At 63.9% G+C, this 17,021-nt stretch carries 10 protein-coding genes; 3 read left to right on the top strand and 7 right to left on the bottom strand.

The window, feature by feature from the left end; genetic code table 11:
• Positions 1-6 precede the first annotated feature (6 nt).
• Positions 7-3,054 carry a ShlB/FhaC/HecB family hemolysin secretion/activation protein gene (locus tag AKL28_RS17375; RefSeq protein ID WP_050469414.1) on the bottom strand — a complete coding sequence of 1,016 codons (3,048 nt, stop codon included), beginning with the start codon at positions 3,052-3,054 and terminating at the stop codon, positions 7-9.
• A 165-nt stretch (positions 3,055-3,219) separates the two neighbouring features.
• A complete protein-coding gene (locus AKL28_RS17370) occupies positions 3,220-4,362 on the bottom strand; it encodes an alpha/beta hydrolase (RefSeq protein ID WP_231602473.1) in 1,143 nt (380 codons plus the stop codon).
• Between the two features lie 438 nt (positions 4,363-4,800).
• Here AKL28_RS17370 and AKL28_RS17365 point away from each other — a divergent pair, with 438 nt between their 5' ends.
• Together AKL28_RS17365 and AKL28_RS17360 are read left to right on the top strand one after the other, a co-directional pair.
• Positions 4,801-5,154, top strand: a complete 354-nt coding sequence (locus AKL28_RS17365) for an ArsR/SmtB family transcription factor (RefSeq protein WP_050469413.1) — start codon at positions 4,801-4,803, stop codon at positions 5,152-5,154.
• A gap of 30 nt (positions 5,155-5,184) precedes the next feature.
• Positions 5,185-5,712, top strand: coding sequence for an SRPBCC family protein (locus tag AKL28_RS17360; protein ID WP_050469412.1), 528 nt, complete (start codon positions 5,185-5,187; stop codon positions 5,710-5,712).
• Between the two features lie 110 nt (positions 5,713-5,822).
• On the opposite strand, the gene AKL28_RS17355 is transcribed toward AKL28_RS17360, so the two are convergent.
• Together AKL28_RS17355 and tcuC are read right to left on the bottom strand one after the other, a co-directional pair.
• On the bottom strand, positions 5,823-8,051 hold the full coding sequence (locus AKL28_RS17355; protein WP_050469421.1) for an NADP-dependent isocitrate dehydrogenase: 2,229 nt from the start codon (positions 8,049-8,051) through the stop codon (positions 5,823-5,825).
• A gap of 374 nt (positions 8,052-8,425) precedes the next feature.
• Complete coding sequence (gene tcuC, locus AKL28_RS17350; RefSeq protein ID WP_050469411.1) at positions 8,426-9,721, bottom strand: MFS transporter; 1,296 nt, start codon at positions 9,719-9,721, stop codon at positions 8,426-8,428.
• 389 nt (positions 9,722-10,110) lie between these two features.
• Here tcuC and AKL28_RS17345 point away from each other — a divergent pair, with 389 nt between their 5' ends.
• The gene (locus AKL28_RS17345) at positions 10,111-11,106 is read left to right on the top strand and encodes a 2-hydroxyacid dehydrogenase (RefSeq protein WP_050469410.1); all 996 of its coding nucleotides are present in this window, start codon (positions 10,111-10,113) and stop codon (positions 11,104-11,106) included.
• Between the two features lie 59 nt (positions 11,107-11,165).
• Here AKL28_RS17345 and AKL28_RS17340 read toward each other — a convergent pair whose 3' ends face one another.
• From AKL28_RS17340 to AKL28_RS17330, 3 genes are read right to left on the bottom strand one after another with little or no spacing between them, the layout of a single operon-like run.
• The gene (locus AKL28_RS17340; RefSeq protein WP_050469409.1) at positions 11,166-14,348 is read right to left on the bottom strand and encodes a CusA/CzcA family heavy metal efflux RND transporter; all 3,183 of its coding nucleotides are present in this window, start codon (positions 14,346-14,348) and stop codon (positions 11,166-11,168) included.
• Between the two features lie 32 nt (positions 14,349-14,380).
• Positions 14,381-15,637, bottom strand: coding sequence for an efflux RND transporter periplasmic adaptor subunit (locus tag AKL28_RS17335; protein WP_050469408.1), 1,257 nt, complete (start codon positions 15,635-15,637; stop codon positions 14,381-14,383).
• Positions 15,638-15,648: 11 nt separating this feature from the next.
• Entirely contained in the window at positions 15,649-16,941 is a 1,293-nt protein-coding gene (locus AKL28_RS17330; protein ID WP_231602472.1) for a TolC family protein, read from the bottom strand.
• Positions 16,942-17,021 lie beyond the last annotated feature (80 nt).

Below are 17,021 nucleotides of genomic sequence, written 5' to 3'. Positions count from 1 at the left end.
GTCTCCTCAGAAGGTGTAATTGATGCCCAGGCCGATGGCGCGGATGGTGGTGCCCACGCCCGACGACAGGCCGCTGGCGCCGAGCACGCCCGCCACCGCATAGTTGTAGTTGGCCAGCGCGTTGTTCCTGAGCACGGTGTATTGCCCGAAGATGCGGGTCTGCCTGTTCCAGGCGTAAGAGAAACCGTAGGCTTGCTGGCTGGCGCCCATGCCGTCGGTGGAGCACTTCACGTTGTTGCCCGAGATCATGCTGCATTCGCCGGGCAGGGCGCGCCCGGCGTTGGCCAGCAGCGTCCAGGCGCCGATCTTGTGCGACAGGCCGAGCATGTAGGCGCGGCGGCGATAGTTGGACAGGTCGGTCGAGGTGGTGCTGGTATTGATGACGCCGTATTCGGAATAAGAGAGGTCGTCGGCGATCAGCGATACCTTGGTGGCGCCGAAGTCGTAGCCCAGGCCGTAGCGGAAGCTGAAGTCGGAAGACGAGGTGCCGGCGGTGACTGCGGTATTGCTGCCCACGCCGCGCGCATTGCGGCCCAGGCTGGCGATGCCGAAGTAATTGATGTGCTGCTCGGCGGCGACGATGGCGGTGAGCCCGCCATATTCCCAGGTCAGGCTGCCACCGTACATGTAGCCGGTATTGACGTCGGAAGCGGCCTTCATGCTGTTGTCCGAGAGGGCGAGCTTGGCCTGCAAGCCATTCCACTTGGGCGTCCAGTAAGCGAACATGCCGGCCTGGCGGCGGTTGAAGGCGGCATCGTCGTTGTTGGATGAGGAGGCGGTGCCGACCGGACCCGAGTTCTTGGTGATGCTGGTGACGAAGCCCGGCGAGCCGATCAGGTTGTAGTGCGCGGCGCTGGTGCGGCCCTGGAAGGGATCGAGCGAGGTCATGCTCTCCTTCATCGGGGTATCCCAGTTGCCGTACATCAGGGTGCCGTAGGCCGGATTGTTCAGTGCCACGCCGGTGTTGCGCAGGTCTTGCGAGTGGGTCCAGTCGGGCACCGACGGATCGCTGCGGTTGGTGTAGTTCAGGGACAGGCCCAGTTCCAGTTGCCACAGGAATTTCCATTGCTGGTACAACTGGATACCGCTATGTGCACCGATGTAGGAGACGTTGTCGCGCACGCGCCAGAAGCTGTTCATGTTGCGGCCGTTGGGCGTGGCCAGCTTGCTCTGGTCGGCCGGCGCCTGCGGCGTGGAGCCGTAGCGGTTCACGTATTCGGGAATCAGGCCCAGCGAGCCGTACAGGACGAACGCGGTTTCCGGCTCTTCGAAATCCTCGCCCTTGCTTTTCAGGTCGCTGGCCAATCCGGCGAAGGCCTGCGGCGAGCCCGATACCGAGACCCACACCCGGCGCGCATTGCGCTGTTCAGTGGCAGGATCGACACCGGGGGAAATCGCGAAGGCGGCATTCATCACGATGTCCTTGTGGTACAGGTTCAGGCCGATGCCATAGCCCGAGCGCGAGAGGCGGTTCGGGCTGTTGTCCCACGGCGTCTTGTTGACAGTGACACGGCCGGCGTCGCCGAACAGCACGCCTTCGGCCACCGCGCCGCCGATCATGCCCAGGCGCTTGCGCAGCTCCAGCCGGGCCAGCACGCCTTCGTCACCGGCCGCTTCGCCCACCGGATAGGCGCGCACGCCGTTGGGGCCGCCCAGGCTCATCTTCTCGGAGGCGTCCAGGTTCTTGTCGGCCCATTGCGCCGACGCCGAGCCCAGCAGCGAGTAGCCGTTGCCCAGTTGCTGCAGGCGCGAGAAGCCGACGTTGACCTTCTTGTAGTTGCCGGCCGCCTTGGAGGTGATGGCATCCAGCGCGGCGTCGTTGGGCGTCTCCTTGTCCAGCGACCCGCGCCCGGCGCGGATGCTCCACAGGTTGCTGCCGCCGCCGAAGAGGCTGTCGCGCCAGTCGCCCGAGAGGCTGGCGCTCCAGAAGTTGGAGGATTTGTCGACGACGGTGGCCGAGGTGATGTCTTCAAAGTGGCGGTATTCGGCCGCCAGCCCCAGATTGATGTTGGCGTTGCGGCTGCGCAGCAGCGAGCTGTTGAGGAAGAAGGTCGAGACCTTGGCCGAACCGCTGGCTTGCGCATCCTTGAGGTTCTTGCGGACGTTGTATTCCAGTTCGGCGAAATTGGCGCCGATGGAAACGCCGCTGGCGCCGATCGGCATCGAATAGCCGAGCCCGGCGATGCGCAGGCCTTCGAAGGAGTTCTGGGTATTCAACGTGAAGCTCTCGCCCAGGCCCAGGACGTCGTTCAGGCCCAGCGCGGCAGACAGCCGGTTGGCGCCGGTGTAGTAGTTGCCATAGTTGTCGAAGGCGGCGCGTGCGGTCCAGGCGGTCGTCTCGGAGAGCTTCAATACGATGTCAGCCGCACCGGCCTGGGCGGAAGGGCGCAAGATGGCGCGCACCGACACGCCGTTGATGTCGGACAGGCGCAGCAGCACGCGCTCCAGATCCGCTTCGCGGATCACGCTGCCGGGCGTCAAGGCGTCGATGAAGTGCTGCAGGGTGTCCTTGCCCAGCCGGGTGTGCGGGTCGGTTTCCGCGCTGACGGTGCCGATCACGCCTTCGCGCACGCCGATCTGGACCACGCCGCCGGCAATTTCCTGCGCCGGCAGATAGGCGCGTGCCACCGGATAGCCTTCGGTGCGATACAGCGCGGTAATGCGGGCCGCCGCTTCGCGCAGGCCGCGGAAGTCCAGCTCCTGGCCGACCAGGCTGGCGAGTTCGGCTTGCAGGCGAGCGTCGGGCAGCGATTGGTTGCCCGACAGCCTGAATCCGGCCACATGCACGCGCACATCGCCTGCGGGCGCCTGGGTTTCGTCGCCCGGTTCGTTTTCCTTTTCGATGCGCACGCGCGATTGCGGTATGGCAGGAGCGCGTTCGACCGGCGAAAGCTGGGGGCGGTTGGTCTCGAAAATGCTGCCGGCGGAGGGCGGGGCGCTTTGCGCCAGTGCCGCCGTCGGCATGAACTGGATGATGGGGGCTGCCGCCATCAGCGTGAAAATGCGCCGCGCCAGCAAATGCCGCGCGGATCCGGAAAAACGGATCTTCTTCATGGTGTCTCGATTTATAGTTATTTGCCTCAACCGGTCTGATTTTTATTGGACTTGGACCGGTCCCTCCTCGTGGAGCGCTTTTGCGCTCCGGCCTTGCTTGCTATTGCCGGACGCTTCTTCGGCGTCCGGTCGGTATTGAGCGATAGATGCTGGTACTGCGATGCGTCATTGCTGCTGCGGGAAAATCCTGCGTACCGTGTCTTCCGAGTGGAACAGCTTGTCGGCCCCGTGGGCCGCGCCCTTGACCTGGAATTCAGGATGGTTCACCGGGATCTGCCATTGGGCCGACAGGAAGCGCTCGTAGCGCACGAAATTGAGCTGGCGCTCGACCCGTGTCGCGCCTTGTATCGAAGCGCCGCAAGCCTTGTCGAGATAGCGGTGGTTGGGATTGTCGTCGCGCGCACCGACCATGTAGGTGATGTTGCGGCCGGCGTAGCGGCGGAACAGCTGTTCCCCGTTCAGGTTCTGGTGCTTGAGGTAGTCCGGCGGATTCTCGATGCCGTAGCGGTAATTGTTATAGCCCGGGCACATGATCGATTTCGGCTGGGCGAAACCATCGCCGCCAGGCCGGCTGGCCTCGAAATAGACGTAGGACGAAGGGCTGGAGATCACATAGCGCACCCGGACCCCGGCCTGCTGCAGCGGGCCGTCGAGTTCGTTCAGCACCGCATAGCGCTGCATCAGCTGGGCGCCGGCGGAGTGGCCGATCATCACGATCTCCTTGAGGTCGGGAAACTGCCTGCGGTCGGCCAGGTAATGCACGATGTCGTCCAGCGCCTGGAAAGAAGTCACGCCGTCGACTCCGCGCTCGGAGGCTTCGCCTTGCATCCAGGTGCTGCCGCTCCACAGCGGCATGGCCGATGAGGAGCCCTGGTCGGCCTGGACCATGAAATTGGGCGCGATCAGCAGGGTGTCGGCGGCGGTGAATTGCGCCATTTTCAGCACGTGCAGCCCGATCAGGAAGTACTCGTCCGCGTTGCGCTTGACGCCATGCACGAATACGACCGCACGGGCAGTATGGGCGGGCAACTGCTGCAGGTTGCGGTTGGAATAGAGGGCGAAGGAATAGGGCTTGCCGGCGCCGATCTGGATGATCTGGCGCGATGCGGCTACGTCGGCCACATCGGTGACGGCAGTTGTTTCCGCGGCGCGGGCATGCGGCATCGGCAGCATCAGGGGGACGACAGAAAAGACCAGGGCGGCGATAGCAGGAGAGAAACGGGTGAAATCTTTCAGCCGCTGCGCCAGCTTGCTGCGCACCTGCAGCTCCTGTGCCTTGTCATTTCCGGAGTATTGTTGTGCCGTCATATTCCTGGGTCTGCCGTCGTCGATCTGCTGCATGAGATGGGCAGGATGCGGGCGGCAGGAAGGCGTGTGCTGCTGGGCGTCTCCTTCCGCATGCAGGCATCCTGCTGCGAATCGTTATTATCGTTGCAGCTGATTATAGGAGCGCGATTTCACTATGTAAAATATCTGGAACGCGCTAGCAGCATACTTTTAAGGTATTGAAAGTTGGGTTGAGAAATCTAGAATCTTTCGAGAAATAGTCTATAACGATATGAATTTAAATGATTTTTAATTTATTTTTAATGTTCGTTTCTCATGGAATCTCATGTAATACAGTAGAACAACCGGCTCGCATCGACATCGCCCAAACTCAATATATTGAGATTTGATGCTTGACGCTGCGTATCAAAATCGCTTTTAATTAACCATATGGTTAAATAATTAAATGGAATCGTAAAGATGGATTCGCTAAGCACGACTTTTGCTGCACTGGCAGACCCTACGCGGCGGGCCATTCTGGCGCGGCTGGCGCAAGGCGAAGCCACCGTGAGCGATTTGGCGCTGCCGTTTGCGATCAGTGCGCCGGCCATATCCAAGCATCTGCGAGTGCTCACCCGGGCTGGCCTTATCACCCAGGGACGGGACCGGCAATTCCGCCCGTGCCGTATTGAGCCGGCGCAACTGAAGCAGGCGGCAGACTGGACGCTGCAATACCGCCAATTGTGGGAGCAGCGCCTGGATCAGCTGGATGACTATTTGCAGCGATTGCAGCAGCAAAACGATTCGTCTGGCGGCACGTCAGGCAAGAAATAATTTTCCCAACCCATTGAATAAGGATTTGCCATGAGCGACAAACTTTCCGCCCCCTTCGTCATCGAGCGCACTTTTGCGGCGCCTCGTGAGCTGGTGTATGCCGCGCTCACTGAAGCCAGGCACCTGGGGCAGTGGATGTGCCCGCCGGGCATGGAAATGGCGCAATGTACTGTTGATTCGCGTGTAGGCGGCGCCTTCCACTACGGCATGAAACCGCGCGGCGTTCCGAATGCTCCGACGATGTGGGGCAAGTGGACTTTCCGCGAGCTGCATGCCTTTGACCGCATCGTCGTCGTCGTGCAATTCAGCGATGCCGAAGGCGGCGTAACGCGCCACCCGATGTCCGCAGAATGGCCCCTGTTCACCTTGTCCACGACAACGCTGGCGGAGGTGGCCGGCGGCACGCTGATGCGCCTCGAATGGCGTGCGCTTAATGCCAGCGAAGTCGAAGAGACGGTCTTCAATGCATCCCACGCCAGCATGACGCAAGGATGGAGCGGCACCATGGCCAGCCTGGACGAATATCTCAAGCAGCAGCAGGCAAGTCGGCCCGCTTGAATGGGGCAGCAATAGAAAAAGAGCCGCAATTTGCATTGCGGCTCTTTTCATTTGCACTGGCGCTGCGCATCGTCGTTCGAGGCGCAGCGCTCATTCACATCGGTGTGGAATCAGACCGCTTCCAGCGCCTTGTTGAATGTTTCGCTCGGACGCATGACGGCGAAGGTCTTGGCGCGATCCGGCATGTAGTAGCCGCCGATGTCGACCTGCTTGCCTTGCACGCTGTTGAGTTCGGAGACGATCTTCTGCTCGTTCTCGGCCAGTGCCTTGGCCAGCGGTGCGAAGTGCTTGGCCAGTTCGGCGTCGTCCTTCTGCGCGGCCAGTTCCTGGGCCCAGTACAGGGACAGGTAGAAATGGCTGCCGCGGTTGTCCAGCTCGCCGGTCTTGGGCGAAGGCGACTTGTTGTTGTCCAGCAGCTTGCCGGTGGCGGCATCCAGCGTCTTGGCCAGGATCTTGGCGCGGGCATTGCCGGTCTTGATGCCGACATCTTCGATGGACACGGCCAGCGCCAGGAATTCACCCAGCGAGTCCCAGCGCAGGTGGTTTTCGCCCACCAGCTGCTGCACGTGCTTGGGCGCCGAACCGCCGGCACCGGTTTCGAACATGCCGCCGCCCGCCATCAGCGGGACGATCGACAGCATCTTGGCCGAAGTACCCAGTTCCATGATCGGGAACAGGTCGGTCAGGTAGTCGCGCAGGATATTGCCGGTCACCGAGATGGTGTCCATGCCGCGGATCACACGTTCCAGGGTGTAACGCATGGCGCGTACTTGCGACATGATCTGGATGTCCAGGCCGTTGGTGTCGTGTTCCTTCAGGTAGGTGCGCACCTTCTTGATCAGCTCGGCTTCGTGCGGGCGGTACGGATCCAGCCAGAACACGGCCGGCATGCCCGACAGGCGCGAGCGGGTGACCGCCAGCTTGACCCAGTCGCGCACTGCCGGGTCCTTGACCTGGCACATGCGCCAGATGTCGCCGGCTTCGACGTTTTCTTCCAGCAGCACCTGGCCGTCCAGGGTGACGATGCGGGCCACGCCGTCCTGGGCGATTTCGAAGGTCTTGTCGTGCGAACCGTATTCTTCTGCCTTCTGGGCCATCAGGCCGACGTTGGGCACGGTGCCCATGGTGGTCGGGTCGAAGGCGCCGTTGGTCTTGCAGAAGTTGATGATTTCCTGGTAGATGCGGGCGAAGGTCGACTCGGGCAGCAGGGCCTTGGTGTCTTCAGTCTTGCCTGCGGCGTTCCACATCTTGCCGCCGGCGCGGATCATGGCCGGCATGGACGCGTCGACGATCACGTCGTTGGGCGCGTGCAGGTTGTCGATGCCCTTGGCGGAATCAACCATGGCCAGGCGCGGGCGCAGGGCTGCGTCGGCCTTCAGGTCGGCCAGCACTTCAGCCTTCTTGGCTTCCGGCAGGGTGTTGATCTTCTCGTACACGCCAGACATGCCGTTGTTCGGGTTCACGCCGATTTCGGCGAACAGGGCCGCGTGCTTGGCGAAGGTGTTCTTGTAGTAGGTACGCACGGCGTGGCCGAACACGATCGGGTGCGAGACCTTCATCATGGTCGCCTTGACGTGCACCGACAGCAGCAGGTCGGTTTCGAAGGCGTCCTGCATTTGCTCTTCGTAGTATTTGCACAGCGCCTTCTTGCTCATGAACATGCTGTCGATGATCTCGCCGGCCTGCAGCGAAACCTTCGGCTTCAGGACGATGGTTTCGCCGGACTTGGTGACCAGGTCCATCTTGACGTCGACCGCCTTTTCGATGGTCATGCTCTTCTCGCCGGCGTAGAAGTCGCCGCCGTGCATGTGCGCCACGTGGGTGCGCGAAGCCATGCTCCACTTGGACATCGAATGCGGGTGCTTGCGGGCGTAGTTCTTGACGGCGTTAGGCGCGCGGCGGTCGGAGTTGCCTTCGCGCAGGACCGGGTTCACGGCGCTGCCGGAGATCTTGGCATAGCGCTTCTGCAGCGCCTTCTCTTCGTCGGTGGTCGGGTTTTCCGGGTAGTCGGGGAGCTTGTAGCCGCGGCCTTGCAGTTCGCGGATGGCCGCTTGCAGCTGCAGCACCGATGCGCTGATGTTGGGCAGCTTGATGATGTTGGCTTCCGGCTTCTGGGTCAGTGCGCCCAGCTCGCCCAGCGTATCGGGCACTTTCTGCTCATCGGTCAGGAACTCGGAGAATTCCGCCAGGATACGCGCTGCCACCGAGATGTCGCTCTCGACGACGTCAATACCGGCTTGCGCAGTGAACTTCTTGACGATAGGCAGAAGCGAGTGGGTCGCCAGATAGGGGGCCTCGTCGGTCAGCGTATAGATGATGGTCGGGTTACCTGTAGTCACGATGGTGTCCTTGCTGTTGGTGTGTTGATGTGCTGTGCTGCATGTGCCGTCCTGTCGTCCGGTATGCGGATGCATCGTGTGCTTGTGGCTGAGGCATCCGCATGCCCTTGGCTGGATCGGCAATCTCCTGCCGGCGAAACCGTCATTTCCCTCGGGAAACCGTTTCTTCCGGCAGCGTCTCGTCTTTCCCTCAGATGCCGCGGCAAAAAACAGACGGTAGTTTACTCCTAAGCGAGCCGAAATGCTTCAACTCTTATATAAGACTTGAAGAATTTTTTGCATGTATGCTGATGCAAGTGTTGCCTTAATGGCATCGGAGCCAAAAAAAAGGGCCGCAGATGCGGCCCGATTCAATAGTGACTCACGGCGCCAGGTCAGACCGGTACGGCTTTGCCCGACTCCTTGTTGCCCTTGTTGCGGTAGAGGACGAAGGTGGCGATCAGGCCGCACACGGCTGCCGCGCTCATCCAGATGCCGGGCGCCGCCTTGTCGCCGGTGTACTGGATCAGGCCGGTGGCGATGGCCGGGGTGAAACCGCCGAACAACGCCGTCGCCAGGCTATAGGCCAGCGAGAAGCCGACGGTGCGCACGTCGACCGGCATCACCTCGGTCAGCGCCACCACCATTGCGCCGTTGTAGCTGGCGTAGAGGAAGGACAGCCACAGCTCGACGATCAGCATCTTGCTGAAGGTGGCGTCATGCACCAGCCAGTTCACGGCCGGGTAGGCAGTGAGGATGGTCAGCACGGTAAAGGTCACCAGGATGGGGCGGCGGCCGATGCGGTCCGACAGGGCGCCCATGATCGGCAGCCAGATGAAGTTGGACAGGCCCACGCACAGCGTCACGATCAGGCTGGCTTCGGTCGACAGCTTCAGCACGCTCTTGCCGAAGGTTGGCGTATACACGGTGATCAGGTAGAACGAGACGGTGGTCATCGAGACCAGCATCATGCCGGCGATCACCAGCTTCCAGTTCTCGACCATCGAGCGGAAGATCTGGCCGGTGGTCGGACGGTGCTTGCGGCGCAGGAACTCTTCGGTTTCCTGCAGCGAGCGGCGGATCACGAACAGTACCGGCACGATCAGGCAGCCGATGAAGAAGGGAATGCGCCAGCCCCATTCGCCCACTTCCGCCGGCGTCAGGGTGGTGGACAGCACGTAGCCGATGGCAGCGGCCACGATGATGGCGACCTGCTGGCTGCCCGACTGCCAGCTGACATAGAAGCCCTTGTTGCCGGGCGTGGCCATTTCGGCCAGGTAGACCGACACGCCGCCTAGTTCCACGCCGGCGGAGAAGCCTTGCAGCAGGCGGCCGACCAGCACCAGGAGCGGCGCCAGCGCGCCGATGGTGGCGTAACCGGGGACGAAAGCGATCAGCATGGTGCCCAGCGCCATGAGCGCCAGTGTCACGATGAGGCCCTGGCGGCGGCCGACGCGGTCAACGTAGGCGCCGAGGATGATGGCGCCCAGCGGACGCATCAGGAAGCCGGCGCCGAAAGTCATGAAGGTCAGCATCAGCGAGGCGAACTCGTTATCGCTGGGGAAAAACGCTTTCGAGATGTGGGTCGCGTAGAAGCCGAACAGGAAGAAATCGAACATTTCCATGAAATTGCCGCTGGTAACGCGCAGCACCGTGGAAAGCTTCGAATGCGAAGATGTGGATGTACTCATGATGTGTGCCTCATTTGTGTGTTTGGCGGACCGTGTATCCAGTCTTGTGCCTGTCTCGGCCGGCGTGGAACCGGTTGTAGTCAGGATCTTTTTAGGTATGTCAGCTATTGCGCCGCCGATTCTATCCCCGAAAACTGGCACGCGGATGGTGCAGCCGGGGCTACCATGCAGATTTCGGTTTTTTCGATGGCTGGATGAAAGGTTCGGCGCAGGAAATCCCATGAAATGGCTCACTTTTCCACCATCCGCAACAAGGCTGAGTTGCGTCAAGGCACGCTGGCCGCATCTGTGATGCAATGCGTCATGTATGCGTTAAGTTAACGAGAAGCTCGCTACAGGTTGCCTGCATCGTCCCGGAATCCAATGATCCATGTAACGAAAGTCCCACCATGAAGACTGCCGTATTCAGCGCTCGCCGCTACGACCAGACCCTGCTGACCCGCGCCAACGCCGGCGGGCGGCACCAGCTACTGTTCCTGCAGGACCGCCTGAGCCCGGAAACCGCGATGCTGGCCGCAGGCTGCGACGCCGTCAGCGTGTTCGTCAACGACGATGTCGGCGCCGGCGTGCTGGCGCAGTTGGGCCGGCAGGGCACGCGTTTCGTGACCACGCGCTCGACCGGCTTCAACCACATCGATGCCCAGGCCGCATCCAGTCTGGGTATCGCGGTGGCGCGCGTGGCTGATTACTCGCCGCATTCGGTGGCTGAATTCGCGGCCGGCCTGCTGCTGGCGGTCAACCGCAAGATCGCGCGCGCCAGCGTGCGCACGCGCGAAGGCAATTTCGAACTGGACGGGCTGATGGGCTTCGACCTGCACGGCAAGACCGTGGGCGTGATCGGCACCGGCAAGATCGGCGCCATCTTCGCGCGTATCATGGCAGGCTTCGGCTGCACGGTGCTTGGCAGCGATGTATATCGCAATCCCGAATTCGAGGCGCTGGGCGGGCGTTATGTCGACACTGCGGAGCTGTTCGCCGCCAGCGACGTGGTCTCGCTGCATTGCCCGCTGACCGAAGACACGCGCTACATCGTCAACGCACAGTCGCTGGCCGCGGCCAAGCACGGCTGCATCCTGGTCAATACCAGCCGTGGCGGCTTGGTCGATACCGAAGCGGCGATCGCCGCCTTGAAGAGCGGCCGCCTGCGAGGGCTGGCGATCGACGTTTATGAACAGGAAGCCAGCCTGTTCTTCCAGGACCTGTCCTCCACCGTGATCACCGACGACGTGATTCAGCGCCTGGTGTCTTTTCCCAATGTCATCGTCACCGGCCACCAGGCGTTCTTCACCGAAGAAGCCATCGGCCAGATCATGGACACCACTATCCGCAACCTCAACGATTTCGAAGACGGCCTGGACTTGGGGGAACGCAGCGTCGCCGGTTGAGGGCACAATGAAAAACGCCCGGCACATGGCCGGGCGTCGGTATTGCGAGGCGCGCTGCGTCAGCTTGCGGACTGGCGATCTTCAGCCGATGCAGGGCGTGCCGCCGCGTCTTCCCCTTCTTCACGGCGATAGGCCAGCTGGTACAGCAGCGGCAAGACCAGCAGGGTCAGTATGGTGGAGGACAGGATGCCGCCGATCACCACCGTTGCCAACGGCCGTTGCACCTCGGCGCCGGTGCCGGTGGCCAGCGCCATCGGGACGAACCCCAGCGAAGCCACCAGCGCCGTCATCAGCACCGGGCGCAGGCGCGCCATGGCGCCTTCGCTGACCGCGCGCGAGAGCGGTATGCCGTCTTCGCGCAGGCTGCGGATGAACGACAGCATCACCAGCCCGTTCAATACCGCCACGCCGGACAAGGCGATGAAACCCACCGCCGCCGAGATCGACATCGGAATGCCGCGTAGCGACAGCGCCAGCACGCCGCCGGTCAGCGCGAAGGGAATGCCGGTCAGCACCAGCAGGCCATCCTTGACGTTGCCGAACATCGCGAACAGCAGCACGAACACCATCAGGAGCGCCGCCGGCACCACGATCTGCAGGCGCTCGCGCGCCGACTGCAGGTTCTCGAACTGGCCGCCCCAGCTGGTCCAGTAGCCGGCCGGCACTTTCACCTGCTGCCCGATGCGCGTGGCGGCGTCATCCACGAAGGAACCCAGGTCGCGGCCGCGCACGTTGGCGCTGACCACGATGCGGCGCTTGCCGTTCTCGCGGCTGATCTGGTTGGGCCCGGGCGTCAGTTCCAGTTTGGCCACTTCGCCCAGCGGGATGAAAGCCACGCGCCGGCCGGCTTCGTTGGCCGGCAGCGCAATCGGCAGGCGCAGCAGGGCATCCGGATCGTTGCGCAAGTCCTCGGCCAGGCGTACCACGATGTCGAAGCGGCGGTCGCCTTCGAACACCGCGCCGCTTTCCTTGCCGCCGGTGGCGGCGGCCACCGTGTCCTGGATCTGGCTCACGGCCAGTCCGTAGCGCGCCGCCTTCTCACGGTCGATGGCCACCGTCAGCATCGGCAGGCCGGTGGTCTGCTCGACCTTGACCTCGGCCGCGCCCGGCGTGGATTGCAGCGCCTGGGCGATGGATTGCGCGGTGCGCTCCAGCACCTGCATGTCATCGCCGAAGACCTTGACCGCCACGTCGCTGCGCACGCCCGAAATCAGCTCGTTGAAGCGCAACTGGATCGGCTGCGAGAACTCGTAGTTGTTGCCGGGCAGGCGCGCCACTTCCTGCTGGATGGCAGCCAGCAGTTCGTCGCGCGTCTTTTTCGGCTTGGGCCACTCGCTCTCGGGCTTGAGCATGATGTAGCCGTCCGAGATGTTGGGCGGCATCGGGTCGGACGCCACCTCGGCGGTGCCGGTGCGGGCGAAGACGCGCTCGATCTCGGGGAATTTCTCCACCAGCGCGGCTTCGATCTGCTTTTGCATCTCCAGCGACTGGGTCAGGCTGGTACCGGGGATGCGCAGAGCCTGCAGGGCCAGGTCGCCCTCGTTCAGGCTGGGCACGAACTCGCTGCCCATGCGCGCACCCAGGAGGGCGCACAGCAGCACCACCGCGCCGGCGGCGGTCAGCATCACCGGCTTGTTGCCCAGCGACCAGGCTAAGAGCGGCGCATAGGCGCGGCGCGCGGCCAGCATCAGGCGGTTCTCCTTCTCGGCCACACGCTCGCCGATAAAGAGCGCAATGGCGGCCGGGATGAAGGTGACCGACAGCAGCATGGCGCCGGCCAGCGCGATCACCACGGTCAGCGCCATCGGGTGGAACATCTTGCCCTCCACGCCGGTGAGCGCGAACATCGGCAGGTAGACCACCATGATGATCAGCTGGCCGAACAGCAGCGGCCGGCGCGCCTCGCGCGCGGCGGCGAACACTTCGTGGAAGCGTTCCGAGCGCGTGAGCTTGCGGCCGGCGTGTTGCTGCGCATGCGCCAGGCGGCGCACGCAGTTTTCCACGATCACCACCGCGCCATCGATGATGATGCCGAAGTCCAGCGCACCCAGGCTCAGCAGGTTGGCGCTGACCTTGTTGGAAACCATGCCGGTGAAGGTGAACAGCATCGCCAGCGGGATCACCAGGGCAGTGATGACGGCGGCGCGGATGTTGCCCAGGAACAGGAACAGCACCGCGATCACCAGCGCCGCGCCCTCGACCAGGTTCTTCTTGACGGTGGCGATGGCCTTGTCCACCAGCACGGTGCGGTCGTACACCGTGATTGCGCGTACGCCTTCGGGCAGCGAGCGGTTGATTTCGGCCATCTTGCGGCCGACTGCCTGCGACACGCTGCGGCTGTTTTCCCCGATCAGCATGAACACCGTGCCCAGCACCACCTCGCGGCCGTTCTCGGTGGCGGCTCCCGTGCGCAATTCGCGGCCGATGGCGACCTCGGCCACATCGCGCACGCGCACCGCCACGCCCTGGGCATTGGCCACCACCACATTACCGATGTCGTCGATGCCGCCCAGTTGGCCTGGCACGCGCAGCAGGTATTGCTCGCCGCGCTTTTCGATATAGCCGGCGCCGACATTGCCGTTGTTTTTCTCCAGCGCGGCGGTAAGGTCGGCCAGCGTCAGGCCGTAGGAAGAGAGCCGGGCAGGCGAGGGCGCGACCTGGAACTCCTTGGCCTGGCCGCCGATGGTGTTGATCTCGGTCACGCCCGGCACATTGCGCAATTGCGGCTTGATGATCCAGTCCTGGATCTCGCGCAGGTCGGTCGAGGAATAGGGCGAGCCGTCCGGCTTGCGCGCGCCGTCTTCGGCCTCGACCGTCCACAGGTAGATCTCGCCCAGGCCGGTGGAGATCGGTCCCATGGCCGGCTCGGCGCCGGGCGGCAGCTTGCCGCGCGCTTCCTGTATCCGTTCGCTGACCAGTTGGCGGGCGAAGTAGATGTCGGTGCCGTCCTTGAAGATCACGGTCACCTGCGACAACCCGTAGCGCGACAGCGAGCGGGTTTGCTCCAGGTGCGGCAAGCCGGCCATCGCAGTCTCGATCGGATAGCTGATGCGCTGTTCGGTTTCCAGCGGCGAGTAGCCGGGCGCCTGGGTGTTGATCTGTACCTGCACGTTGGTGATGTCGGGCACGGCGTCGATGGGCAGGCGCTGGTAGCTGTAGAGCCCCCAGGCTGCCATTCCCAGCACGGCCAGCAGCACCAGCCAGCGGTGCTCGATGGCGAATTTGATGATGCGTTCAAACATGGGATATTTCCTTTATCGGTTCATGGCGGGCATCAGTGCGCGTGCTCGGCGCTGGCCTTGCCCAGCTCGGCCTTGACCAGGAAGGCATTCCTGGCGGCATAGCGCTGGCCCGGTTCCAGTCCGGACAGGATTTCGGTACGGCCGTCCTGGCTGCGTCCGGTCTTGACCGGCTGGGCGATGAAGCCGCCTTCCGCGGCGGTGAAGACCACGCTGCGGTTCTCGACCGTATGCACGGCGTCGTCGGGCACCGCCAGTACCTGCCTGGCTGCGCCGGCCGCCACCTCCACCGTCACGAACATGCCGGGACGCCAGGCGCCGCCGGGATTGGGCAGCACCACGTGAGCCTTGGCCGTGCGCGTCTGTTCGCCCAGCAGGGCACCGACGTAAGCCACCTTGCCGCTGGCCGAAGACGACAGGGCGCTGGCCTTGACCGTGGCGGCTGCGCCCACCCGCACGGCATCCAGCGCGCTGGCCGGCACATCGATCTCGGCCCAGACCTGGCTGAGGTCGGAGAGGGTGAAGACAGCCGTGTCTTCCTTCACCATTTCGCCCAGGGCGATGTGCTTCTCCACCACCACGCCATCGAAGGGCGCGCGGATTTGGAACGCGCCCGAGCTGCCGTCCCCGCCGGCTCCGAGCGCCGCCAGCTTCTGTGCGGCGTTACGCGCGGCGATCTCGGCTTCGCGCAAGGCGGCACGCGCCTGCAGGTAATCCTGCTCGGCCGAGATCTTTTCTTCCCACAGCTTCTTCTCGCGCGCATAGCCGTCGCGCGCCAGCGCCAGGCGCTGCTGGACGTTCTGCGCTTCGCTGCGCAGGTCGGAGATGGCGCCGCTGTCGATGATGGCCAGCAGTTGGCCCTTCTTCACGGCCTGGCCCAGACGCACCGGCGCCGCCTCGACCACGCCGGCCACGCGCGGCACCACGTGCGCGGTGCGGTCGGCATCGAAGCGGATCTCGCCCGGCAGCGGCAGTGTGCCGGTCATGTCGGACAGGCCAGCGTCGGCCAGCACGATGCCCGCCACGCGCATCTGCTCGGCGCTGAAGGCGATGCGCTCGCCCTCATCGTGTGCATCGTCGCCATGTGCGTCGCCGGCCTTGGCGCTCTTCCCGGCAGCATGGCCGTCATCGTTTTCCTTGTGACCGGCTTCCTTGTGTTCGGTGTGGGTATCTTCCTTGCCGTGGTCGCCATGTTCGTCGCTGCCGGACTTGCCGCCCAGCGTGATGGCGCCAGCGGCCAGCGCCGTGACGATGAGGATGGCGGCGATCGCCAGTTTCTGTTTCTTGTCCATGAGGTGTCCTTTCATTGGCCGGCGCCGGGCAGGCGCGCGAGTTCGGTGCCGAGCAGGGCCTCGAGGCTCGCGGCGGCGCGGTGCGCGGCGGAGAGCGCGCGCAGATATTGGGTTTGGGTCTGGAACAGGGTGCGTTGGGCGTCCAGCACTTCGGTGAAGCCGAACTTGCCCAGCTCGAAGCCGCGCGCGGCCGCCTCATAAGCCTGTTGCGCCGCCGGCAGCACGTCTTGCTGCAGCGCCTGCGCCTCGGCGCGGGCGTTGCGCAAGGTTTCGTAGCCCTCGGCGGCGGTGCTTTGCGCCTGCAGTTCGGCGGCCACCAGTTCATCGCGCGCGCGGTCGGTGCGGCGCAGCGCCTCCAGCAAGTTGCCCTGGTTGCGGTCGAACAGCGGCAACGGCAGGGACACGCCGATGACCGTCATGTTGCGGGCAGCCTCCTCGTCGCGCTTGTTGCCCAGGCTGACGGTGAGGTCGGGTATGCGCTTGCTGCTTTCGATATCGGCCAGCGCCTTGTTACGGTCAACCTCGATACCGGCCAGGCGCACGGACGGCGCGGCGGCGGCAAGCCGCACCACGTCGGCAATCTGCGGCAGCGGCGGCAGCACGGCGCCGTCGCCCTGTGCTTCACCCACGCAGGGCGAGGTGCGGCCCAGGAGTGTCGCCAGCTTGTGGCCGGAAATACGTGCATCGCTCTCGGCCTGGTTCACTTCCAGGCGGGCGGAGGATGCCGCCACGCGCGAACGCGTCTGTTCCACCGGCGACAGCTTGCCGGCCTGCACGCGGCGTCTGGTGGTGTCGCTCATGCGCTCGGCCAGGTCGGCGCTTTGCAGTGCCAGCGCCAGCCGTTGCCGGCTGTGCAGCACCTCGAACCAGGCTTGTGCAACGTCGGCGCGCAAACCTGCCTCGCGCGCTACCAACTGGCTGCGCGCGGCATCCTGGCCAAGGCGGGCAGCCGCTACGCGGGCGCCGCGCTTGCCGCCCAGCTCCAACGTCTGGGAGAGGGTGTAGGTGGTGGTGCGGGTGGCCTTTTTGGTGTCTTCGAGTTCCATCGAGAACGTCGGATTGGGCCAGGCGCCTGCTTGTTGCAGGGCGCCGTCGGTGGCGGCCAGCTCATGCCTTGCGGCTGACAGCGTGGGGTTGTTGTCGTGCGCCTGGCGCTGGGCATCGGCCAGCGTCAGCGGCGGGTTGACGGCCGGGCAGGCGGCACCGGCCAGTACGGCAGGGGTTTGCGCCAGGACGGGCGCGGCCTGCAAGAGCAGGGCCGTGGCCAGTCCCGGCACGAGGACGTGCTGAAACATAGGATGCATCGAATTCTCCGTGATGAAAGGAAGGATTCGGCGTGCGGACAGGCACTGACAGCCGACGGCATTGCCGTCAGGCAGAAGTG

The organism is Herbaspirillum chlorophenolicum (genome assembly GCF_001189955.1).
Classification (GTDB): Bacteria; Pseudomonadota; Gammaproteobacteria; order Burkholderiales; family Burkholderiaceae_D; genus Herbaspirillum; species Herbaspirillum chlorophenolicum.
Note: the sequence above shows the minus strand (reverse complement) of the source record. Positions and strands in the feature narration are given on the sequence as shown.